Here is a 21,712-nt window from a genome sequence, read left to right as displayed (position 1 = left end):
CAACCCCCCCCCCCCCCCCCACCCCCCCCCCCCCCTCCCCCCCCCCCCCCCCCCCCCCCCCCCCTCCCCCCCCCCCCCCCCCCCCGCCCGGATCACCTGCTCCTCGGTTCGGTCCGCTCAGTCCACCTGGTCCTCGGCGCGGCGGCGGATCATCACCACGAACCCGACACCGGTGCCGACCAGGGCCGCGGCGATCGCGCCCACGAGCGCCAGCTCACCGGACGAGGTGCCGGTGTGGGCCATCTCGTCGCTCTTGCTGGGGCTGGGCTGCGGGTGCGTGGGCGAGTCGGACGGGGACGGGCTCGGGCCGTCGCTGTCCGAGGGGGACGGACTGGGGCCGTCGCTGTCCGACGGGGAGGGGCTCGGGCCGTCGCTGTCGGAGGGTGACGGACTCGGGCCGTCGCTGTCCGAGGGAGAGGGGCTCGGGCCGTCGCTGTCGGAGGGTGACGGACTCGGGCCGTCGCTGTCCGAGGGGGACGGACTCGGGCCGTCGCTGTCCGACGGGGACGGACTCGGCCCATCGCTGTCCGAGGGAGACGGACTCGGGCCGTCACTGTCCGACGGGGACGGACTCGGGCCATCGCTGTCCGACGGGGACGGGCTCGGCCCGTCGCTGTCCGACGGCGAGGGCGACGGCGCCGTACACGACGGCAGATCGCCCGTGAACGGGTACGCGTGGATCTCCTGGCCGCCCCCGGCCAGCGAGGTGTGGGTCAGCGAACCCACCGTGAAGAAGCGTCCGTTCATGCCGGGCAGCGTCACCGTCGTCGAGCTGCCGGGCAACCCCACGAGCACGCTCCCCTGGAACTGCCCGCTGCCGCCGAAGCGCACCGAGGAGGCGTCCGGCACGTTCCACAGCAGCTTCTCGCGGCTGACGCCGGACAGCAGGCCGCTGTAGGTGCGCACCGTGCGGGCGTCGCCGACGAGGTTGACGAGCACGGTGGCGTCGTCCGGGATGTTCCGGAAGGAGATGCCCTGGTCGCCGCCGGTGCGGCTGACCATGTCGAAGTCCACGTTGAAGACCTGGATCTTGGAGGTGCCGTCACCGGTGAAGACGGTCTCGCTGCCGTTGTTGACCGCCGTGCCGGTGGTCTCGCGGGGCGAGCCGTTCTCGTACGCGTAGCACTGGCTCGCCTCGGTCAGCTGGGCGGGCAGCATCGCGTACTTGTCGGTCGCGTTGGCGTCGTACACCGGCGTGGGGATGACCCGGCCGCTGAGGGCGGCCCCGCCGTACCGCACCACTCCGGAGACGCTGCCCTCCTCGGCGAGCAGCCGCTGCCCGGTGGCGACGGTCAGGTCGCCGCCGACCGTCAGGAAGTCCGAGCCGTTGGGCGGCGGCACCCGGGAGCCCACACCGGCGACGCCCACGTTGTAGATCTGCGAGGCCCCGGCGCGCTTGTTCTGGTCGAACTCGCCGAGGACGACGACCTTGCCCTCGGCCTCGGCGGCCGCCTCGCGGACCAGCATGTTCTCGCCGACGAAGACGTTGATGTTCTCGTCCCGGCCCGCCACCGGACCGTTGTTCACCTCCGGGAACCCGTTCTCCGGGCAGGCCGCGCCCTTGCAGGGGCCGAGCCCGCCGGGCAGGGGGTCGGCGACCCCGAGCCCGGCCAGGCCGCCGACGATGGCGGCGGCCGCGACGGTGACTGCCGCCGCCACATACGCTGAACGTTTTCTTCGCATACTCGGAAATATGCGTAATTAAGACAAAACTAATGGGAGACACGCTCACCGCTTCCCCCATTGGCCTACGCCCGCGGGCCGCGACCCGGGCCCGCGGGGCCCGGCCGCGACCCGACCCCGCGGGACCTGACCGGACGTCAGGCCCCCTTCAGCTCCTGCCGCTGCCGCCCCAGGCCGTCGATCTCCAGCTCCACCACGTCCCCGGCCCGCAGATACGGCTTCGGCTCGGGCCGGCCGAGGGCGACCCCGGCCGGCGTACCGGTGTTGATCACATCGCCCGGGTAGAGCGTCATGAACTGGCTGACGTAGCGCACCACTTCCGCGACCGGGAAGATCTGCTGGGCCGTCGTCCCGTCCTGCTTCAGCTCGCCGTTGACCCACAGGCGCAGGCCCAGGGCCTGCGGGTCGGGCACCTCGTCGGCGGTGACGAGCCAGGGGCCGAGCGGATTGAAGGTCTCGCAGTTCTTGCCCTTGTCCCAGGTGCCGCCGCGCTCGATCTGGAACTCGCGCTCGGACACGTCGTGCGCGACCGCGTACCCGGCGACGTGCGCGAGCGCCTCCTCGTGCGACTCCAGATAGCGCGCGGTGCGCCCGATGACGACCGCCAGCTCGACCTCCCAGTCGGTCTTCACCGAGCCGCGCGGTACGAGCACGGTGTCGTCGGGGCCGACGACGGTGTCCGCCGCCTTGAAGAACACCACGGGCTCGGCGGGCGGCTCGGCGCCGGTCTCGGCCGCGTGGTCGTGGTAGTTCAGGCCGATGCACACGACCTTGCCGATGCGGGCGAGCGGCGGCCCGATCCGCAGCCCGGCCGGGTGGAGCGCGGGCAGGGTGCCCGCGTCGGCGGCGGCGCGGACGCGGGCGAGCGCGGCGTCGTCGGCGAGCAGCGCGCCGTCGATGTCGGCGACCGTGCCGGACAGGTCGCGCAGGGTGCCCCCGGCGTCGAGCAGCGCCGGACGCTCGGCGCCCGCCGTACCGACTCGCAGCAACTTCATGGTCTGACTCCCTGGGGTCGAGCGGGGTCCCGGATGGTGTGCGGCCATCGGAGGTGTCGCCGATGAGTGCGAGCATTGGCGATTTGGCCGATCCTCCAAGCTCGGCGTCCGCTCCGCAAGACCCCGTTCACGTACTGGACCGTCACATCACGGCGGCAGCGCCCATCGCGCCCGCCCCGGTCGGCATGTCCCGGTACAGGAAGGCCCGCTCGACGGCGCTCCACGTCGTGCTGGTCACCACGTACAGCGCGGCGGCCAGCGGCACCACGGCCACTGTGAACAGCGTCATGAAGGACATGAACGGCATGAACTTGCTCATCGCGGCCATGGCGTTCGCGCCGGGCGCCTGCTCGCCACCGCCGCCGGGCGCGACCGGCGGGTTCGCGGCGAGCTGGCGCTTCGTACGCCGGTAGTTGAAGGTCGCGACGGCGGCGACGAGGGCGAAGAGCGCGAGGTAGAGCAGACCGGCCGCGCCGAAGAGGCCGCCGTCGCCGAGCGCGTCGGCCCAGCGTCCGCCGAGGGGTGCCGCGAACAGCTTGTGGTCGAGGAGTTCGTTGGCCTTGCCGCCGATGTCCGAGCTGGAGAACAGGTGGTAGAGCAGGAAGAAGGCGGGGAGCTGGAAGAGGCCCGGGAGGCAGCCGGCCAGCGGGGACACCTGCTCCTTGCGGTGCAGCTCCATGAGCGCCTTCTGGAACTTCTCCGGGTTCTTGGCGTGCTTCTTGCGCAGCGCGGCGATCTGCGGCGAGAGCTTGGCGCGCGCCTTCTGGCCGCGCGCGGCGGCCCGGGACAGCGGGTGGACGAGCAGGCGTACGCAGATGGTGACGGCGACGATGGCGGCGGCCATCGCCGAGCCGTGGAACAGCGGCGCGAGCAGGTCGGCGAGGTCGGCGACCAGGCTGGCGAAGAAAGACATGGGTGAGCCCTCCGGGGGTCTCGTCGTGCCGGAATGCCTCAGCGGGAGGCGGACGTGTCGGCATGACGACCCGCGCGGGGTCGGTGATCGCTTCCGCGGGCGCTGTCGCGCGCGCTCGCGGGGCGGGTCCCTACGCGGCCGTCAGGAGGGGACGGCCGGGTGCTCGCGGGCGGGTGCGCCCACGGGCGTCGGGATCGCGCTGCGGCAGGAACGCGGTGCGTTGCTCGCGGTCACGGATGGCGGTGCGCACCCTGGTGCGGGGCACGGCGGGCGCGCAGCGTGCGGCGAGCAGCGAGCACAGGGCGAGGGCGGAGCCCGCGGCGGCGGTCGCGGCGAGCGCGACGGCGGCGGAGAGGCTGCCGGTATCGGCGAGGACGGTCTCGACGAGGAGGAAGAGGACCAGGGCGGCGGGGCGCAGCGGCGCGAGCCACTTGCCGAGCACGCGCTTGGTCAGATCCTTGACCACGTCACCCCTCCCCTCGTCGTTCGCTCAGCTGTACTACTGCCGGTGTCCTGCTGCTGTTTATACAGGATCGGGCCGGACGGGCTGAAGGAGCCTCCGGGGTCCGGGCAACGGCCCGACCGGGTCAGCGACGCACGGAAGGCCCACCGCCGGCCCCCGCGCCGACGCCCTCGGCCTCCCCTGCCCCTGGCCCCTCGCCCTCGATCGGCTCCCTCGCGAGCACCTCCGCGTCCGGCCGACCGTCCTGGTCGACAGGACCGGCGTACGAGACCGCCAGCGCCACCGCCAGGTTCGCCGCGAGCGCGACGATCCCCGCGTTCACGCCGAACACCGGGTCGTGCTCGGTGAAGACGAGCCCGCACACGATCGCCACCCCCACCACGAGCCCGCTCACGGCCCCCACCAGCGTCAGCCGCCGCCAGACCAGGCCGAGCAGCAGCATCGGAAGGAGCTGCGCCATCCCCTCGTACGAGATCAGCGAGAGCCGTACGAGGGTGTTGGGCGCGGCGTACGTCATCACGAGGGCGAGCGCACCCGCGACCACGACGACCGCCTGCGAGGCACGCTTCTGCCGCGCGGGGGCCTGCCACCTGGGCAGCAGCGACACCACGCTGCTGCCCCACATCGTCCCGATGACCAGCATGAACACGGCCATCGGCACGATGGACGACAGTGCGGCGGCGACCCCGACGAGCCCCACCACCCACGCGGGCAGCGAGTCCACGACCAGCTTGAACAGCGCCAGGTTCGACCCGGCGCCGGTGAGCCCGGGCACCACGAACAGGGCGGCCATACCGAGCAGCATCGGGACGAACAGCAGGATGTTGTACGCGGGCAGCAGGACGGCGTTGCGGCGCAGGCCGTCGGCGCTGCGGGCGCCGAGATAGCCCGCGACGGTGGTCGGGAAGATGACGACGGTGAGCGCGTTCAGGAAGGTCGTCGTGGCGAACCACGCCTGCCCGTACGGGCTGCTCCCGCTGCCCGGCAGCGTCAGCCAGTCCCCCTTCTCCCGCACGACCCGGTCGAGGAAGTCCCCGTACCCGTCGAAGTAGTGCAGCGGCACGTACACGACCAGGAACGCGAGCGTGCCGATGACGAGGACGTCCTTCAGCACGGAGACCCACGCGCTGCCGCGCAGCCCGCTCACCACCACGAACCCCGTGGTGACGGCGAACCCGATGAAATAGGCCCAGTTGAGGCTGATGGCGCCGTACGAGATCGTCGAGACGACGACGCCCATGCCGGTGATCTGCAACTGGATGTACGGCAGCAGGAACACCGTCACCATGACGGCGACGGCGGCACCGAGCCACGGCCGCCCGTAGCGGTGCGCCACCATGTCGGTGATGCCGACGAGCCCGTGGCGGCGCGCGTACGCCCAGAGCATCGGCCCCACGACGTACCCCACCGCGTACCCGCAGGACATGTACGCGACGACGTAGAGCACGGGCGCGCCGTAGTTGTACCCCCAGCCCGCGGCGCCCAGATAGCTGAAGCTGGTGTAGCCCTCGCCCGCCATCAGCACCCAGATGAGCACGGTCCCGAGGGAGCGGCCGCCGACGGACCACTCGGCGAGGGCCCCCTTCGGGGAGCTCTCGCCCGCCCCCGACCTGCGTCCCCGTACGGCGAGCAGCCCGAGGCCGACGGTGGCGACCATGAAGACGGCGAAGATGCTGGTGGCGATGGTGGCGTTCATGAGGTCCGCCGCCTCATGTTCTTGTCCCCCCGGTAGGCGAGCCAGACGGCGACGGGCGTGAGAAGCGTGGCCGCGAGCAGCCACGCGAACAGGAACGGCAGCCCGAGGACGAGGGGCCGTACGCGATTGACGAAGGGCAACGCCCCCACGTACAGCACGAAGGGCACGAGGAGCCACAGGAGGTGGGGGCGGCGCTTGATCACGGTGCAGGAGCTTAATCGGGCCGCTCGGCCTGGGTGGGGGTGGTGGGTCGGCGGCCCGGCGGCAGCTGGGCGCGGATCGGCGGCTGGCGGCGGCTCAGCGGGGCCGCATGGCCGTCAGCTTCCCCCACACCACGAGCCGGTACTTGGACGTGTACGCCGGGGTGCAGGTGGTGAGCGTGACGTAGTACCCGGCGCGGTCGTACCCGTACCCCGGCCGGACCGCGCTGCGCGGCACGGGCGCGATGACCCCGCCGTCGCGCGGGCTCGTGCGGTCGAGGGTCTTGTCGACGGTGTACGTGTAGACGGCGTCCCGCGTCCCCACGGTCATCCGGTCGCCGGGGCGCAGCCGGTCGAGATGGCGGAAGGGCTCGCCGTGGGTGTTCCGGTGCCCGGCGAGCGCGAAGTTGCCGGGGCGGCCGGGCTGGGCGGTGCGGGGGTAGTGGCCGACGTACCCCTTGTCGAGCACACCGCCCTTGCTGACGCCCGCGGCGACGGGGACGCGGAGGGCGAGGCGGGGGATGCGGAGGACTGCGTAGGCGTGGCGGGTGGGGGTGGGCGTGGGGTGGGTTCGGGGCGATGTGGGGGGCGTGGTGGATCCAGGGACCCCGGGGTCGGGTGCGTCCCCGCCGCGACGGCGGTCACCGCCCCGCTCGGCGCCCGCGGGTTCCCCACCGGAAGGGCCCTCCCCCGCCTCCCCCCACTCCCTCTCCAGGGAGTCGGCCTTGCTCTCCGCCGCCGCACGGGCCTGTCGGTTGGTCCACCAGAGCTGGTGGACGACGAGGAGGAGCAGGACGAGGCCGAGGGTGAGGGTGGCTTCGGCGGCGTACCAGAGGAGGCGGGCGAGGGGGCGGCGGGCGGGGCGCCCGTGAGCCAGGACCGGAACCCGCGTCCGGGATGGACGTACCCATGGACGTACCACTGGACCGCCTCCCTCCGGGCCGGGCAGCCGCAAGATAAAGGCACAGCCCTCAACAGACCAGACACTCACCACACTCACCGAACCAGACACTCACCGAAGCGGACCCCCGCTCGACCGGACGCGCGATGACGCGACCGGGCCGCACCCCATACACCCCACCCCGGGAACGGCAGTACGGTGTCACCCATGCGCCCCGACACGCCTGCCGACCACGTCGACCACATCGCCGAAGCGGAGCGCCTGGAGCGCACCGCGGGCCTCTACCCGGAGGACGCCGAACACCTCCTCCTCCAGGCCGCGGCCCACCTGGAGCTGGCCGACGCCCGCGACCGCGCGACGACGCTCTACGACAGCCTGCTCTCGCCGTCGGCGTCGCACCCGCCGGAGAACCCGACCCTGATCCGCGCGCTGAAGGCGGCGAACCTCTGGGAGTACGGCCACGAGGCGGAGGCGCGGGCGATCATCGACGGCGTGCGCGGCACGGCACCGGCGGACGCGGCGCCGTGGGTGATCGTGGCGGAGGCGCTGGAGGCGCACGACGAGCTGGACCAGGCGCACGAGACGTTCACGCTGGCACTGACGCGCCTGCTCCCGGCGGCGGGCGCGGAGGCCGAACCCCCTTATCCCACGCACCCGTTGCTGTTCGGCCGCCACCGGGTACGCCGCCTGCTCGGCGCGGAGCACGACGCCTGGGACGGCCTGGCGGACCGGGTCCACCGCTCGCGCGCGGCGGCGTCGGGCCGGGCGCCGGTCCCGCTGGACGAGCTCCACGACCCCAAGCGGGTCTGGGCCCTCGGCTCGGAGAACCCCGAAGACCTCCGCGCCGAAATCGCCCGCCTCCAGTCGGAGTTGGGCTCCTACCGCGAGGCCCTCTCCCGCCCCTTCCCCGTCGCCGTCCTCCACTGGCCGTCCACAGAACTGACGGAACTCCTCTCCGCGTACCCCGACCTGTCCTCGGAGTACCCGTCCCACGAGTCCCACCTGTCGACCATAGAGTCCTCCCTCCGCGAACTCTCCACCTCCGGCACCCCCAACTTGGGCATCGTCACGGGCACAGTCCCCTCCTACGAGGCCTTCGCCGCGTCGGAGGGCGCCTCTCCCAACGACCCCCTCCTACTCCCGCAGTACGCGACGACGCTGGCTGCACGGGGGCGAGCGGAGGGGTGGCCGCCGGAGGCGGGGGCGGGGTGTTGGTGTGGGTCGGGGCGGACGTACGCCGACTGCCACGGGGGCCGGTGACGGCACCGGCCGGCGCGATCGGTTCCTGCCCCAGGCCGCACCGCCGGCACAATGCCTCCGTGCCCGACGCAGCCCCGTCCTCGCCCTCCGTCTCGGCGCGCATGAGCCGTCAAGGCTCTCGCGACACGGTCCCCGAGATGTCCGTCCGACGCCTCCTCCACGCGGCCGGGCTCCGCTACCGGGTCAACCTGCCGGTGCCCGGAATGCCTCGGCGCACGATCGACATCGCCTTCGGCAAGGCCAAGATCGCAGTGTTCATGGACGGCTGCTTCTGGCACGGCTGCCCGGACCACGCGACCAGCCCGAAGGCGAACGCCGAGTGGTGGCGGGCCAAGCTCGACAAGAACATGGCCCGTGACCGTGAGACATCACGACATCTGGAGGCGGCGGGCTGGACTGTGTTGCGCTTCTGGGAGCACGAACGGCCGGCAGACGTCGCCGCAGCAGTCGTCCGCGCACGACACGACAGAGATCGCCGGCGGTAGCCACAGCATCGCCGACCGGAAACCCACCCACGGGCTCACGGCCGAAGACATCAGGCCACCCACCACCGCCCCGGCGCGGAACCGAAGTGCCACGGAAGCCAGGTGACACTTGCCCAGGCCTGCCCGGTCCGCGCCCCGGGCAGGTTTGACGACCTTCCGCTCCGCCGCACTCACCTCGGCACACCTCGACCATGACCGAGCGGTTCTGATCGGAACGGTCGATACACCCCGAGAGATCCTTGTCAGCGTCGGGGCCGAATGACGCGAGGCGGGTGGCGGCCGCGATCGCACGGCTCAGTATCTACGCCGCCCCGTGGGCACTTGACGGACCATCACCTCCGACATCGAAGCCCTCCCCCGAAGGCTGATCGACGTCATGGCGGCCGAAGAGGTATCCCCCCTCCACGCCCTCCGGCTCGATCCTGACGAGGTGCCCGTCCGGGCTGTGGAGCACCTGTACCGAGACGGAACTCTCCTTGGGGACCTCGAAGACGTACTCGATGCGCTCGCTGGACACGTAGGAAGTCCTCTCTAAGGCGCAGAGAAAAGGGATATTTTACCGAAAAAGCCGCATTTCGCCCTCGCTGGAGGGCCCCATACCGAGCAGCCGCCAAGTCCTGACAACTCCGCATCCACCAGGAGTAGTTACCTTACGACATCATGTACGACTCCGTCACCCGAAAGAGTGGGGGCCCTATGATGAAGACAGGATTCAGCGATGAGAGCAAGTGAAGTGGTCGATATGTCCACTTTAGCCCCACTCGGATTTAGGAAACTTCATCCGAGCATGATCGATTAACCGATCGAGTGCGACAGGGAGCGGATGTGACCGAGGAGTTCGGGACCTGGCTGGCCAGGCTGTTGGCGTCGAGGGGAATGACGCAGAAGCAGCTTGCCGAACTGACCGGCGTCACGGGGGCGGCCGTCAACGGATGGGTCAACGGCCGGTCCGTACCTCGCTACGAGAAGATCGCGGCAATCGCCACGGCGCTCGGCGTCGAGATAGAGGACGCGGTGAGCCGGCGCGTTCCCGCCTCCGCACCGAACGAGTTGGAGTGGATCTTCCGGTTGGCGCCGGACGACGGCGGCCGTGAGGGAGGCAACGCCGCCAACTTCGCGTTCTCGGCAAGCCTCGATGTCCTCGCGAGGGAAGCCACACAGAACTCGTTGGACGAGCAACTGCCCGGAGAGGCGCCGGTCGTCGCACGCTACGTGCTCCACGAGCTGACGGGACATCACCTGCAGAGCTTCATGGACGCACTGGGGTGGGCCTCGATCGAGAAACACATCTCGTCCGCGGCGGATGCCCAGCAGAAGGTCGGCCGCGTACTCCGGGACGGTCTGCAAGAGCTGGAGAGGAGACAGCGGCTCATTCTGCTGAGGATCGACGACCACAACGCAACGGGCCTGACCGGCCCGGAGTACGCCGACGGCCGCTTCGCACGTGTGGTCAGGCGCACGTTGGACAGTGGAAAGGCGGGCGCGCAGGGCGGCTCGTACGGACTGGGCAAAGCGGCGTTGTGGGCCGCCAGTCGGTTCGGGCTGGTCTTGGTGAACAGCACGCTCTCGGAGTCCGAAGGCGGGCGCAGGGAGCGTCGCATGGCAGGGCGTCTGGAGCTTCCGTGGCACTCGTTGGGCGGCAAGGAGTACGCGGGACCCGGATGGTTCGGCGTGCCGGACCACGAACGGCAGAACACCGCCCGCTCCTGGTGGGGCACGAAGGAGATGGCCGAGCGCCTGCATCTCGAGAGGGCCGACTCCACTCCCGGCACGTCGTTCCTCGTGGTCGGTGCCTACGACGGCTCGGGCGAGTCCGAAGACATCGAGGAGATGCACGACCGGCTGGTACAGAGCCTGTCCCGCAACTTCTGGGCCTCCATGGTGGGCGGCAGACTCGAGGGAGCAAAGCTGCGGGTAGCGGTGTCCGCTTTCCGCAACGGCATACCCGTGCGGCCCGAGAAGTTCATCGACCCGCACAAGCACGAACCCGCCCGCTCCAGGGCGGTCCAGGCCTTCCTCGACGGCGAGACGGTCTCTGAACTGACCGACCGCACTCAGGTGTTGGAGGCCTCCGTACCGCTCGAGCTGCGTCGGCGGAAGAACGATCCGGCCACCGGCGATCCCGGGGTGCACGAGGCCGTGCTCCTCCTCACTCCGGCCGGCGACGAAGACGAAGGGCCCGACCAGGTCGCCTTCATGCGCGCGACGCGGATGGTAGTGAAGAGCAAGCGGGTCGGTGACCTTCCGCTGGGCCATCGCCCCTTCCAGGCAGTGCTGCTGGCCGGCGCGGCGACGATGACGGGTACGCCTGACGCGGAAGCAGCAGAGCAGATGCTGCGGACCGCCGAGCCGCCGGACCACAACGACTGGGTGGGCACGGAGGACCTCACCGCGACGTATGAGCGCGGGGCCCGGCAGAGGATCGTGGACTTCAAGAAGGCAGCGGAACAGAAGGTCCGGGAACTCCTCCGTGGCGCGGAGGAGCAGACGGATCAGGACGAAGGACCCGCGGTGCTGCGTGAACTGCTGCGGTTGGATCCGCCCAAGGAGGGCCGTGCACAGGGCTTTCCGACGGTCAAGGCCATCTCCGGTGAGGTGGACGGCGCCGGCGCATGGGACGTCGAGGTCACGGTGCAGTTGCCCAAGCAGGACGAGCCCTGGGTACTCACGCCCGTGCCAAGATTCGTTGCACGCTCGACAGGCCCGGTCAGCGTCAGGTGGAGTGAGGTGATTCCCGTGGACAGTTGCTCATTGACCCCCCGTGGCAATTTGGTCTTCCGCGAGGGCGCGACCCGCGGAAGGTTCCGGGGCATCACAGCCGTCACCAGCCACCCGGTGTCGGCGAACATGGCCCAAGTGATGGTCGAGATACGGCGGGCCAAGGAGGAGCAGGGATGAAGACGGCCTTCCCTTACAGAGTTCTCAGCGGCGATGTCCGCCTGCAGGTGGACCAGGTCTTCATCGACAACCGACCGATCGGGATCATGGAAAGGATCAATGATCGGGACCAGGTCGTGGCTCTCCACGATCTCAAGGAGACCAACGAGCGGTGGTCCGAACTCCGTCTCAAAGTCTCCGTGACGGCCGAGAAGGACGAGCTCGCCACGGGGCCGTGGCGTGACCCGTCCTGCATCGTCGTGGTGAGGAATCGCAAAGGGAACGTCTACCACGCCTTCTCCCTCTCGCCCGACGGACCGGGGAGATGGATCGGAGAAGCGGAGCTCCGCCGTGAGGAGCACGTCGGACGGAGCCGGCTCGACGCGTGCATCGTGGCCACAGTGGGTGGTATCGAGGGTCGCCTGGTCGGGGAGGCGCAACAGCCGTGGGACATCGACTTCGAGGCCAAACGGCCGACGCCGGAGCGATCGCTACGAATGCGCTGGATCGATTTCACGGAGCACGACCACCTCAAGGAGTATCGGGACGACCCATGGCTTCTCGACACCGAGGTCGGAGAACCCGTCCTCTACCTCAACTCCGCGGTGGACGGCTTGAGGGGAATACTGGACCAGGCCACCGGGACCGAGCAGAAGCTCGTACAGGAGATCCTCTCCTCCCAAGTGGCAGCCGAGGCATGGAGTGCGCTCTTCAACGCCTCTGTGTACGCGTGCCAGATGGAAGGTACCGAAGCCCAATGGCCCGGAGGGTGGCACGAGGACGTCCTGCGCAGGATGCTCCCGGACCTGTACCCGAACCTTCCTCCCGACCAGGCTTTGACTGAACTGATCGAGGCACGCAGGGAAGGTGAGAACGGCAGCGATTTGCAGCGTAGGCTGATTCACGCTTCTGGTGTGCAATCACGGAAGCCGAGGAAGATTTCAACTGTCCTGCGTGACCTGCGAAGGATGGCGAACAAGAAGGAGCCCGTGTGACCACGGAAAGGAAGCCTGAACTTCCCGAGATACTGGGGCGGATCTCTGACTCCGTGGCGACCAAAGTACTGACACCCGGCGTGGTGAACGACGGCGCCCCGCTGCCCCATACCCTATTGATAAAAAACTCCGACAGCCCCATCGATGACACTCCTCGTTGGAATGCTTCAGATCTCCGGAGTCTGCTCGAAGACACGATGGAACGCTTCGATGAGAAGCGGCCCGCGCCCTCGGACTCCTGGCTGGCCCCACGTCTTCATTACACACTCCGACTCACTCGCGCAGAAGCGACGGACTCCGGGCTGTGGAACTTCATCGCCCTGCGCGTGGCACCGGACTTTGTCCGGTGGCGCTGGGGCAGGGAAAGGGAAGGTCGCATCGTGGTCGGCCAGGTGGCTCGATTCAGCGGACGTTGGGACATTCAGTGTTTTTCCCGGCTGTGGTGGGCAGCCGAGCTGTTCCGTGACGGCGAGGATTACAGGCCCGCGGCCAAAGCCTGCTCGAATCAAGACATTCTCAATACTGTGATTCGCCTGGACATGATCAATCACCGGCCGACCGCTCAAGCCATCATCGAACTCCTGGATGGTGATCTCATCAGAACAGGTCGCGATGTGAACGGCTTGGCGGCGGTAGCGAATGCGGCAGGAAGCACTCTGGTGTACGAGGCCATCGGGCCCGACGAGCCAAGGGACTACGAAGCCCTGCAGGACTGGATCAGAGCCATTGCAACGGACCCGGCCTACAGCCAGAACCAATTGCCACAGGGCCCGGTGGACGGAAGTGTGCCCTACCGTTCAGTGGAGCGCTTGACCGAATGGTTCCGCGTCCTCTTCGAGACGGCGCCGGTACGCGGCAAGACGGTCAAAGTGGAAGAAGAAGGCGTCAGCTCCTGAGTGCGCCGTACACCATCCCGGCCAGCGCCCGGGACAGGCCGACAGGTACTGCGTTACCGATCTGTCTGCCGATCTGAATCTTGCTTCCACTCCACTTGAAGTCAGCGGGGAATCCTTGGATCAGGGCCGCTTCATAGTGAGTGATGGGACGATGCGCACGGGGGTGCAGATAGCGCCCCTTCTCCGGTTTGTAGAACTCGGTCCTGATGGTCACGGACGGGCGATCCCAGTACATACGCCCCATGACATCGTGCGAACCACTCTTGTGGGCAATCCACTTGGCCGTCGAGAGTTCCGGAGGAAGGTCGTGCCTGTTGCCACCCTCCGGGATCGCCCTGTACCGCTGCCGGGAAAGCTCCGTGGGATTACGGCCGAAGTGCAGATCAGTGGTCGCGAATACGCCGGGCAGTGTGACTCCAAGGGGTGCACACTCCCTCTCCGGAAGCTCGGTCGTGCGCGTCTCGTCCGGCGTATGGGCGAAGATGGCCGGCCCCACAGCCGTCCACTTCTCCTGTCCCGCACCGGGGAGGAAGTCGCCGCCATTCTTGGCGTGGGTCTGTCGAGGGTACGCAAGATTCTGCAAATACTTCAGATCTCGCCGGACCGCGACAACAATCACGCGCCTCCGGGCTTGTGGGACACCGAAGTCGGCGGAATTAAGAACGGATTGCTGAACCAGCTCGTAGTCCCGCAACATTCCGTCCGGCTTCTCCGTGGCGGCATGCAGAAGTGCAAACTCGGGAGAACGCAGGAATCGATCGACATTCTCGACGATGAACATCTTCGGCTTGATGGCGTTCACTACTCGCGCATATTCACGCCAGAGCTTGTTCCGCGGGTCGTTCTTGTCTTCCTTGCCCAATCCGGAAAAGCCCTGGCAGGGCGGACCGCCGAGAATTACCTCTGCCCGTCCCGCATGCGCGTCCGGCTCCCAGTCCTCGATGTCACCGGCGTGAATGTGCCCTGATCCTCCTGCTTCCCCTGCAAAGTTCAAGGCGTAGGTCGAGGCCGCAGCGACATCGTGCTCGACCGCGGCGACCGTACGGAAGACCGGATGTTCGACTGCCCCGGGCCGAAACTCGTGGAATCCCTGCGTAAGGCCGCCGCAACCCGAGAACAGGTCAACGATGTTGACAGGAGTGATGTGGGGGGCAGCGTTCATGCCGAGATCTTAGACGGCGCGCAGTGCCGGCGACGAGTCGCCCGAGGAGCCGGTGAGCGCTGCGGCGATCTGCCGGCCGAGCGCCGACGCAAGGGGCGGTGGCACGGCCTGCCCGACCTGCCTGTACCTCCGGGTCTTCCGGCCGGCGATCTGCCATGTGGGAGGAAAGCCCTGGAGCAGGGCCGCCTGTGCCACGGTGAGCGCAGGCAGCTCGCGGCGCTCGCCGCCCAATGCCCAACCGTCCGACGGCCCCGGTACCTCGTCGGCGACAGTTCCGCCGTTGATGCCCATGCGCTCCCAGATCGCCTTCGCGCGCTCGGGCCCGAGGTCCGGTCCGCCCCGCCGGTCGGATCCGCCCACGAGTGTGGGCGCGGGGCGGCGCGCGTGGGCGACCCAGGCATCCGCGTGGGGCCAGCCCGCGCCGGCCATGGACGCACGCAATACATCACCGACAACCGGTGCCGGCCCGGGGAGCGGCGTCGGCCATTCGAAGCCGGCAGCGTCCGATTCCCTCAGTGCCACGAAGAACCCGTGCTTGCGGTCCTGCGCAACTCCGAAATCCATCGCATTGAGCACGCTCTTGAACAGGCGGTAGCCGTGATGGGCGAGTTCCGCCTCAATCTCTGCTCGCACGTCGTCGAATTCATCGCCGTCCACAAGGCCGGGTACGTTCTCGAAGAGAACAGCACGCGGCTTGACCGTACCCACGAGATAGAGGGCGGCAGTCACCAGCTCGCGTTCGGCCTGATCGCCCGCCCGGTTGATCGTCGCGATCGACTTCACTCTCGGGGTTCCCGCCGAGAGCAGGTCCACATCGAAGGCTTCCGGGTGTTCGTGGGGATCGAAACTCCGCAGGTCCTCCTCTATCAGGGACCACGACGGCCGATTCCCGAACAGTGTCGTCAATGCCGTTTTGTCGGTATCGACCAACGCCACAGGGGCGAACCCTGCCGACTCCAGACCGAGCGCGAGGCCACCTGCTCCCGCGCAAACTTCTAAGGACCTGAAAGGGGTTGCCGCGGGCATCGAGCTCCTCCGTAGGTACGTGTGTCGAACAACGTACGCCAGAAGCTCTGTTCCGGGTGCCCCTTCACCGGGCTCACGGGCTGAAGTGACACATTCATCAGCTCGACAGGCTGTGGGTGCGGGACTTCGTCGAGTCCCACGGGGCTACGCGGCCAGGGCCGGTCCATCGAGGGGAAGCTGCGCGCGACTGCGGCCGGCGACCTCACCGAGCGGGCGACCGCACAGCCGTTCCCGACGGATCCGAAGCTCCGATCCCGGTGACTGGCGAATCACTGCCCCGCGTTAGCCTCTGGCCAAGAAGCATCCAGGACGTACCACCGAGAGGCGGACCAATGACGGCGAAGATTCCGGCAGCAGCAGTGGCCGCCACCGGCCTCCTCGGCGGGTACGCCACCGCCCGGTTCACCAAAAACCGCCCCCTAGGCGGAGCCGTCCTCGCCGCAGCCGGAGCCGCCGCCGCGCACCAATGGCGCCAGCAGGCCGGCCCGAAGACCGCCGCCGCGCTCAGCGCCGCGTACGTCGCCGGGTTCGCCGGGTCGCACCAGCTGGCGAAGAAGGTCGGCGCCTGGCCCGCCGTCCTCGGCGTGGCCGGGAGCGTCGCGCTCGCGTCCTGGGTGGTCGTCGACCGCCGCCGAGGCTGACGCAGGCCGCCGACACCACGGCCGACGCAGGCCGGCGCAAGCCGCCACCACGCCGGACGCCGACGGCCCCGCGCACCGATCAGGTGCACGGGGCCGCGCTTCCCCCAGGCAGGCCTACAGCGGGTCGGCCGGTCAGGCGGCCAAAGCCGCCCCGAGGCTCAGACCGTCACGCCGACTCGAACAACCACTTCTGGTTGCGCTCCCCGATCCACTCCTCGAGGTTGAGCTGCGTGCCCCTCCGGTTCGACGGGAGGGTGATGACGCCGTTGGCGTAGACGAAGGCGATGCGGAACAGGTTTTCGCCGACCGGCTCGATCGACCACTGGAGCGGGACGGGCTGGCCCGCGATCAGGGGCGGGTAGATGCGGATGTCGCTCTGCGAGATGTAGGAGTCGCCCGCGGCGCTCTTGATGACGTACTGGTTCACGCCGTTGGTGGTCGAGATGCGCCACTTCTGGTTGGTGCCCTTGTGCAGCTCCCAGCCGCTGATCGGCGTGTTCGGGGAGGTGGAGCCGCCGCTCAGGTCCACGTACAGGTCCTCGAAGGCGGCGTTCCTGATCCAGTATTCGCCGTCCGGGATGATCGGAGCCATGCGTCAACCTCCGTACGAGAGAGGGGCGGTGCCCAAGCGGGCGGACCTCAACGTAGGCGGCGTCCGCGCGTCACGTAACGGGGTCTTCCGGTCGTAGAGCGGGATTTGGGGACGGCCGGGTCAGGGGGGTACGTGTCCAGCGATTCGGTCGGAGGGGGGTGGGGAGGTGTGCGGTGGGCGAGGGGTCTCTCACCTCGCCGGGGCCGGGATCCGTACTGGTACGGGAGCGCCCTCCGGGTGGCGAGGGCGCGCCGGGGGCGACAGGTGCGCCGGTCCCGGGGACGCCAACTGCCCCGATCCGTACGCCCCGTACACCCCCCGGCGGCCACACCCCCGCCCCGCCCGGCGGCCGACCCTAGGCCGAGCGACCCGCCGCCCCGTCCCCCCGGAACTGCCGCGCGAATCCCGCCACCGCCAGCACCACACCACTCCCGGCCATCACCATGACCAGCCATGCCACCGGCCAGATCGAGGCGTCCGGCGGCTCGTGCGTGGCGAAGGACGTGTACAGGAGGGCGGCGGGCGGGGCGGCCACCACCGGGAGCGTCCAGCGCATGCGGTCGCGGAAGCCGAAGTAGGCGGCGAGGACGAGGACGGTGGCGACGACGAGCGTGATGCCCGTGTCCGTCACCGGGGAGGTCTCGTTGATCGCGCCCGGCGTCTCGGCGCGGTTGCGCAGGTCCCAGGGGATGAAGAGCAGGTACGCGGCGGCCGCCAGGCCCGCGCCGAGCAGGCGCGTCGCCCAGCGCTCGGCGAACGGCCGACCGCGCAGCGGGCGCAGGGCGTTGCGCAGCAGGCGCGAGGGGTTGTGCCGCGGAGTCGGTACGTTCAGCAGCGAACTCGGTGCGTTCATGTGTACGACGGTGACGGCACCGGCGCGTCCGTGCCTGAGTACGCGTACTCAGCTCCCTCTGCGTACGCGGTCACCCCCGTGTACTCGGCCGCCCCCGGAACGTCGCCCGATACGCCCCCGGCGACACCCCCACCCCCGCCTGGAAGTGCCCCCGCAGCGACGCCCCCGTCCCGAACCCGCACTCCGCCGCGATCCGGTCGACCGTGTGGTCGGTCTCCTCCAGGAGCTGGCGGGCGCGGTCCACGCGGCGCTGGGTGAGCCACTGGACCGGGGTGAGGCCCGTCTCGTCGCGGAAGCGGCGGCTGAAGGTGCGGACGCTCATCGAGGCCTGGGAAGCCAGTTCGGCGAGGGTCAGGGGCTCGCCGATGCGGGTCAGGGCCCAGGCCCGCGCCGGTCCCGTCGACATCGACTCGGGCTCGGCGGCGACCGGGCGTTGGATGTACTGGGCCTGCCCGCCCTCCCGGTGCGGCGGCACCACCGTGCGGCGCGCCACGGCCGCCGCGACCGCCGCCCCGTGGTCGCGGCGGATCAGGTGCAGGCACAGGTCGATCCCGGCCGCCTCCCCCGCCGACGTCAGCACGGCGCCCTCGTCCACGTACAGGATGTCCGGATCGACCGTGACGGACGGGAAGCCGCGCGCGAGCCGCTCCGCCGACAGCCAGTGCGTCGTCGCCCGGCGGTCGTCCAGGAGTCCCGCCGCCGCGAGGACGAACGCGCCCGTGCAGATCGAGGCGATGCGGCGGGCCGACGAGGCGAGGGTGAGCGCCTCGGCCAGCGGGGCGGGCAGTCCCCCGGGGCGCAGTGACTCGTCCTCGCGGTGCGACGCGGGCACGATCACCGTGTCCGCGCCTGCCAGGACCTCGGGGCCGTGCGGCGCGCGGATCGGGAAGTCGGCGTCCGTGTCGACCATTCCGGGGCGCAGCGCGCAGGTCAGGGGCGTGTAGAGCGGGGCGCCCGCCGCGTCGCGCGCGCTGCCGAACAACTGGTGGACCAGGCCGAGTTCCATCGGCAGGACGCCGTCCCGGACGAGGACGGCGACGGTGCGGCGCCCTGCTCGCGCCGCCGTACGAGGTGCTCCGGTCCCTTGCGTCGGCATGGCCAGATCCTTGCACACCCTGGCCATCCGGCCACTCGTCGCGCTCACCCCGCCGGACGGACGCTCGGTTCATGAGCACGTCGTCGAGCACATCGCCACATTCGCCGGGTACGGCACCGCGCACACCGAGTACGCCTCCACGCGGGCCGACCCCCGCCCCGAGCACGTCACGCCTCCCCCTCACCCCCTGGACCATCGCCGCCACCGCCGCCCTCGCCATCGTCACGGCGGGCGCCTTCACCACCCTCGCGGGCCTCCTCGTCGGGCCGCTGCACGCCGAACTCGGCTGGTCGCGCGGCGCCGTCGGGGTGGGCAGCGCGGTGAACATGGTCGTGTACGGGGCCACCGCGCCCTTCGCGGCCGCGCTGATGGACCGGTTCGGGATGCGGTACGTGACGACGGGCGCCCTCGGCCTCGTCGGCGTCGGGGCCGTGCTCACCGCCACCGCGATGACGGCGGCCTGGCAGTTCGCGCTCTACTGGGGCGTGTTCGTGGGGCTCGGCACCGGCGCCACGGCGATGGCGTTCGCGGCGACCGTCACCGAGCGGTGGTTCGTGGCGCGCCGCGGCCTGGTCACGGGGCTGCTCACGGCGGCGGGCGTGGTGGGGCAGTTCGTGTTCCTGCCGGTGCTCTCGGAGGTCGTGGGGCGGTACGGGTGGCGGGCGGCGGCGCTGACGCTCGCGGGCGCGGCCGTGCTCGCCGCGCCGCTGGTGTGGCTGACGCTGCGGGACCATCCGGCGGACGTGGGGCGACGCCCGCACGGGGCGGTGGAGTTCGTGCCGCGGCCCGCCCCCGTCGCGGGAGCGGGCCGCCGTGCCGTACGCGTGCTGCTCCGCTCCGCCCGCACCGGCCCCTTCTGGCTGCTCGCCGGGACCTTCGCGATCTGCGGGGCCTCCACGAACGGCGTGATGTGGACGCACTTCGCGCCCGCCGCGCACGACCACGGCATGCCGATGACGGCCGCCGCGTCACTGCTCGCGCTGATCGGGATCTTCAATGTGGCGGGCACGGTGGCCTCCGGCTGGCTCACCGACCGCCGGGACGCGCGCCGGCTGCTCGCCGCGTACTTCGCCCTGCGCGGCCTCGCCCTGCTCGCGCTGCCGCTGCTGCTCACCGCGACCGTGCGGCCCCCGCTGGTGGCCTTCGTGGTCGTCTTCGGGCTGCTCGACGTGGCGACGGTGCCGCCGACGATCGCGCTGTGCCGCGCGTACTTCGGGCCCGACGCGGCCGTCGTGTTCGGCTGGGTCAACTCCGCGCACCAGGTGGGCGCGGGCGCCGTCGCGTTCCTCGGCGGCGCGGCCCGGGACGCGTTCGGGTCGTACGACCTGGTGTGGGTGGGGACGGCGGCGCTGTGCGCGACGGCGGCGCTGCTGTCGCTGGCGAGCCCCGCCGCCCACCCGTCGGACAGCCGTCAGCCCCCGAGCGCCCGCGACACCGTGTAGATCAAGAGCCCCGCCAACGACCCCACCACCGTGCCGTTGATCCTGATGAACTGCAGGTCGCGGCCGATGTGGGCCTCGATCTTGCGCGACGTGTGCTCGGCGTCCCAGCTCGCGACCGTGTCCGTGATGAGGGACGTGATCTCGTCGCGGTACGTCGTCACGACGTACACCGCCGCGCCCTCGACCCAGCCGTCGACCTTCTCCTGGAGGCGCGTGTCCGTGGCCATGCGCTGACCGAGGGAGAGCAGGGCCGCCCGGACGCGCAGGCGCAGTTCGCTGCGCTCGTCCTCGGCGGCGGCCACGATCATCTGGCGGACCGCGGACCAGGCGGAGGCGATCAGGTCCTGCACCTCGTCGCGGGCGATGACCTCGCGCTTGAGGTGCTCGACGCGGGCGCGGGTGTCCGTGTCGGACTGGAGGTCGGAGGCGAAGTCGGTGAGGAAGCGGTCGAGGGCGCCGCGGGCCGGGTGGCCGGGCATGTCGCGCATCTCGGTGACGAAGCGCAGCAGTTCCTTGTAGACCCGCTCGCCGACCTTCTTGTCGACGAAGCGCGGGGTCCAGCCGGGGGCGCCGCCCTCGACGGCGTCCATCACCGAGTCGGCGTGCGCCACCAGCCAGTCGTGGGCGCGCACGCACACCAGGTCCACGACCCGCTTGTGGCCGCCGTCCGTGACGACCTTCTCCAGCATCTTGCCGATGCCGGGCGCGATCTCCTGGGCGTCGGCGCGGCGCGTGATGGCCTCGCCGACGACGGCCTGCACGTCCGAGTCGCGCAGGACGGTGAGGGCGCCGCGCAGCGCGGTGGCCAGCTCGGCGGTGACGCGGTCGGCGTGCTCCGGCTCGGCGAGCCAGGTGCCGAGGCGGCTGCCGATGCCGACGGCGCGCAGGCGCTGGCGCACCACCGTCCGGGAGAGGAAGTTCTCGCCGACGAAGTCCCCGAGGGAGACGCCGAGCTGGTCCTTCTTCTTCGGGATGATCGCCGTGTGCGGGATGGGGATGCCGAGGGGGTGCCGGAACAGGGCCGTCACCGCGAACCAGTCGGCGAGCGCGCCGACCATGCCCGCCTCGGCGGCCGCCGCGACATATCCGGCCCACGCCCCGGCGCCCGTGTTCTGCGCCCACTTCGCGAGCACGTACACGACCGCGACGAACAGCAGCAGGCCCGTCGCGGTGAGCTTCATCCGGCGGACGCCGCGCTGCTTCTCCGCGTCGGCCTCGCTGAAGGCGCCGGGGCCGGCGGGTGCGCCGCCCGCGCTTGGGGAGCGGCCGTCACGGGCATGCTGTTCCCTGCCCGCCTCGGCTGTTTCCTCCGTGTTCGTACCTTGCATCCCTGGAGCCCCGTTTTCGCGTCGCTGTTCCTGCGCGTGCCTGGTGGCGCGTACGTCAGTCGTACGCCGTCGTCGTACCCGTTCGCATTGTCTCTTCCAGTCCTACTCCTGGAACGAACCACAAGTTCCCGGCGTCTGAGTGAGCGGAGGGGGGCAGTGTCGGCCCTCTCGCGGCCCATGACGCATCATGGGGTGTTCACACCGGAGC

The 21,712-nt window shown here is 70.2% G+C and carries 21 protein-coding genes; 7 read left to right on the top strand and 14 right to left on the bottom strand.

Annotated features, from left to right (window positions below; all coding sequences use genetic code 11):
* Positions 1–117: 117 nt before the first annotated feature.
* The 7 genes from ACZ6AA_RS16870 to ACZ6AA_RS16840 all read right to left on the bottom strand — a co-directional run bounded on the left by ACZ6AA_RS16870 (position 118) and on the right by ACZ6AA_RS16840 (position 6,872).
* Positions 118–1,659 carry a choice-of-anchor A family protein gene (locus ACZ6AA_RS16870; RefSeq protein ID WP_471458638.1) on the bottom strand — a complete coding sequence of 514 codons (1,542 nt, stop codon included), beginning with the start codon at positions 1,657–1,659 and terminating at the stop codon, positions 118–120.
* A gap of 161 nt (positions 1,660–1,820) precedes the next feature.
* A complete protein-coding gene (locus tag ACZ6AA_RS16865) occupies positions 1,821–2,678 on the bottom strand; it encodes a fumarylacetoacetate hydrolase family protein (protein ID WP_468449943.1) in 858 nt (285 codons plus the stop codon).
* 142 nt (positions 2,679–2,820) lie between these two features.
* The gene (locus ACZ6AA_RS16860; protein ID WP_468482891.1) at positions 2,821–3,591 is read right to left on the bottom strand and encodes a YidC/Oxa1 family membrane protein insertase; all 771 of its coding nucleotides are present in this window, start codon (positions 3,589–3,591) and stop codon (positions 2,821–2,823) included.
* Between the two features lie 130 nt (positions 3,592–3,721).
* Positions 3,722–4,057, bottom strand: coding sequence for a DUF6412 domain-containing protein (locus ACZ6AA_RS16855; RefSeq protein WP_051810607.1), 336 nt, complete (start codon positions 4,055–4,057; stop codon positions 3,722–3,724).
* Positions 4,058–4,178: 121 nt separating this feature from the next.
* Complete coding sequence (locus ACZ6AA_RS16850) at positions 4,179–5,750, bottom strand: sodium:solute symporter family protein (RefSeq protein WP_471458635.1); 1,572 nt, start codon at positions 5,748–5,750, stop codon at positions 4,179–4,181.
* Positions 5,747–5,953: a DUF3311 domain-containing protein gene (locus ACZ6AA_RS16845; protein WP_468449946.1), complete on the bottom strand. Its 207-nt coding sequence runs from the start codon at positions 5,951–5,953 to the stop codon at positions 5,747–5,749. The genes ACZ6AA_RS16850 and ACZ6AA_RS16845 overlap by 4 nt, the downstream gene beginning before the upstream one ends.
* A 94-nt stretch (positions 5,954–6,047) precedes the next feature.
* Positions 6,048–6,872, bottom strand: a complete 825-nt coding sequence (locus tag ACZ6AA_RS16840) for a class E sortase (RefSeq protein ID WP_471458633.1) — start codon at positions 6,870–6,872, stop codon at positions 6,048–6,050.
* Positions 6,873–7,058: 186 nt separating this feature from the next.
* On the opposite strand from ACZ6AA_RS16840, the gene ACZ6AA_RS16835 reads away from it, so the two are divergent.
* Positions 7,059–8,111 (top strand): SEC-C domain-containing protein, encoded by a 1,053-nt coding sequence (locus ACZ6AA_RS16835; RefSeq protein WP_471458631.1) that lies wholly within the window; start codon positions 7,059–7,061, stop codon positions 8,109–8,111.
* Between the two features lie 101 nt (positions 8,112–8,212).
* Positions 8,213–8,596: a very short patch repair endonuclease gene (locus tag ACZ6AA_RS16830; RefSeq protein ID WP_471458967.1), complete on the top strand. Its 384-nt coding sequence runs from the start codon at positions 8,213–8,215 to the stop codon at positions 8,594–8,596.
* A gap of 301 nt (positions 8,597–8,897) precedes the next feature.
* Here the strand turns inward: ACZ6AA_RS16830 and ACZ6AA_RS16825 are convergent, their stop codons facing one another.
* Positions 8,898–9,113, bottom strand: a complete 216-nt coding sequence (locus ACZ6AA_RS16825) for a hypothetical protein (RefSeq protein WP_471458629.1) — start codon at positions 9,111–9,113, stop codon at positions 8,898–8,900.
* 308 nt (positions 9,114–9,421) lie between these two features.
* Between ACZ6AA_RS16825 and ACZ6AA_RS16820 the strand changes: the two genes are divergently transcribed.
* The 3 genes from ACZ6AA_RS16820 to ACZ6AA_RS16810 are packed head-to-tail and all read left to right on the top strand — an operon-like array spanning position 9,422 to position 13,364.
* On the top strand, positions 9,422–11,494 hold the full coding sequence (locus tag ACZ6AA_RS16820) for a helix-turn-helix transcriptional regulator (protein ID WP_471458627.1): 2,073 nt from the start codon (positions 9,422–9,424) through the stop codon (positions 11,492–11,494).
* A complete protein-coding gene (locus ACZ6AA_RS16815) occupies positions 11,491–12,468 on the top strand; it encodes a hypothetical protein (protein ID WP_471458626.1) in 978 nt (325 codons plus the stop codon). The genes ACZ6AA_RS16820 and ACZ6AA_RS16815 overlap by 4 nt, the downstream gene beginning before the upstream one ends.
* Positions 12,465–13,364 carry a DUF6339 family protein gene (locus ACZ6AA_RS16810; RefSeq protein WP_471458624.1) on the top strand — a complete coding sequence of 300 codons (900 nt, stop codon included), beginning with the start codon at positions 12,465–12,467 and terminating at the stop codon, positions 13,362–13,364. The genes ACZ6AA_RS16815 and ACZ6AA_RS16810 overlap by 4 nt, the downstream gene beginning before the upstream one ends.
* On the opposite strand, the gene ACZ6AA_RS16805 is transcribed toward ACZ6AA_RS16810, so the two are convergent.
* Together ACZ6AA_RS16805 and ACZ6AA_RS16800 are read right to left on the bottom strand one after the other, a co-directional pair.
* The gene (locus ACZ6AA_RS16805; protein ID WP_471458622.1) at positions 13,354–14,526 is read right to left on the bottom strand and encodes a DNA cytosine methyltransferase; all 1,173 of its coding nucleotides are present in this window, start codon (positions 14,524–14,526) and stop codon (positions 13,354–13,356) included. The genes ACZ6AA_RS16810 and ACZ6AA_RS16805 overlap by 11 nt on opposite strands.
* Before the next feature lie 9 nt (positions 14,527–14,535).
* Entirely contained in the window at positions 14,536–15,552 is a 1,017-nt protein-coding gene (locus tag ACZ6AA_RS16800; RefSeq protein WP_471458620.1) for a DNA cytosine methyltransferase, read from the bottom strand.
* A gap of 332 nt (positions 15,553–15,884) precedes the next feature.
* On the opposite strand from ACZ6AA_RS16800, the gene ACZ6AA_RS16795 reads away from it, so the two are divergent.
* Positions 15,885–16,193, top strand: a complete 309-nt coding sequence (locus ACZ6AA_RS16795) for a hypothetical protein (RefSeq protein WP_471458618.1) — start codon at positions 15,885–15,887, stop codon at positions 16,191–16,193.
* A 166-nt stretch (positions 16,194–16,359) separates the two neighbouring features.
* Here ACZ6AA_RS16795 and ACZ6AA_RS16790 read toward each other — a convergent pair whose 3' ends face one another.
* The 3 genes from ACZ6AA_RS16790 to ACZ6AA_RS16780 all read right to left on the bottom strand — a co-directional run bounded on the left by ACZ6AA_RS16790 (position 16,360) and on the right by ACZ6AA_RS16780 (position 18,734).
* The gene (locus tag ACZ6AA_RS16790) at positions 16,360–16,785 is read right to left on the bottom strand and encodes an RICIN domain-containing protein (RefSeq protein ID WP_468449954.1); all 426 of its coding nucleotides are present in this window, start codon (positions 16,783–16,785) and stop codon (positions 16,360–16,362) included.
* Between the two features lie 355 nt (positions 16,786–17,140).
* Complete coding sequence (locus tag ACZ6AA_RS16785; RefSeq protein WP_468449955.1) at positions 17,141–17,638, bottom strand: hypothetical protein; 498 nt, start codon at positions 17,636–17,638, stop codon at positions 17,141–17,143.
* A gap of 70 nt (positions 17,639–17,708) precedes the next feature.
* On the bottom strand, positions 17,709–18,734 hold the full coding sequence (locus tag ACZ6AA_RS16780) for a GlxA family transcriptional regulator (RefSeq protein ID WP_471458615.1): 1,026 nt from the start codon (positions 18,732–18,734) through the stop codon (positions 17,709–17,711).
* A 71-nt stretch (positions 18,735–18,805) separates the two neighbouring features.
* Here ACZ6AA_RS16780 and ACZ6AA_RS16775 point away from each other — a divergent pair, with 71 nt between their 5' ends.
* A complete protein-coding gene (locus ACZ6AA_RS16775) occupies positions 18,806–20,176 on the top strand; it encodes an MFS transporter (protein WP_471458613.1) in 1,371 nt (456 codons plus the stop codon).
* Here ACZ6AA_RS16775 and ACZ6AA_RS16770 read toward each other — a convergent pair.
* A complete protein-coding gene (locus ACZ6AA_RS16770; RefSeq protein WP_468449958.1) occupies positions 20,146–21,504 on the bottom strand; it encodes a DUF445 domain-containing protein in 1,359 nt (452 codons plus the stop codon). The two genes, ACZ6AA_RS16775 and ACZ6AA_RS16770, sit on opposite strands and share 31 nt — an antisense overlap.
* Positions 21,505–21,712: the final 208 nt, after the last annotated feature.

Source organism: Streptomyces sp. NPDC040610, from assembly GCF_055594065.1.
The sequence above is the reverse complement of the archived record's forward strand: the minus strand, read 5'-3'. Positions and strand labels throughout refer to the sequence as shown.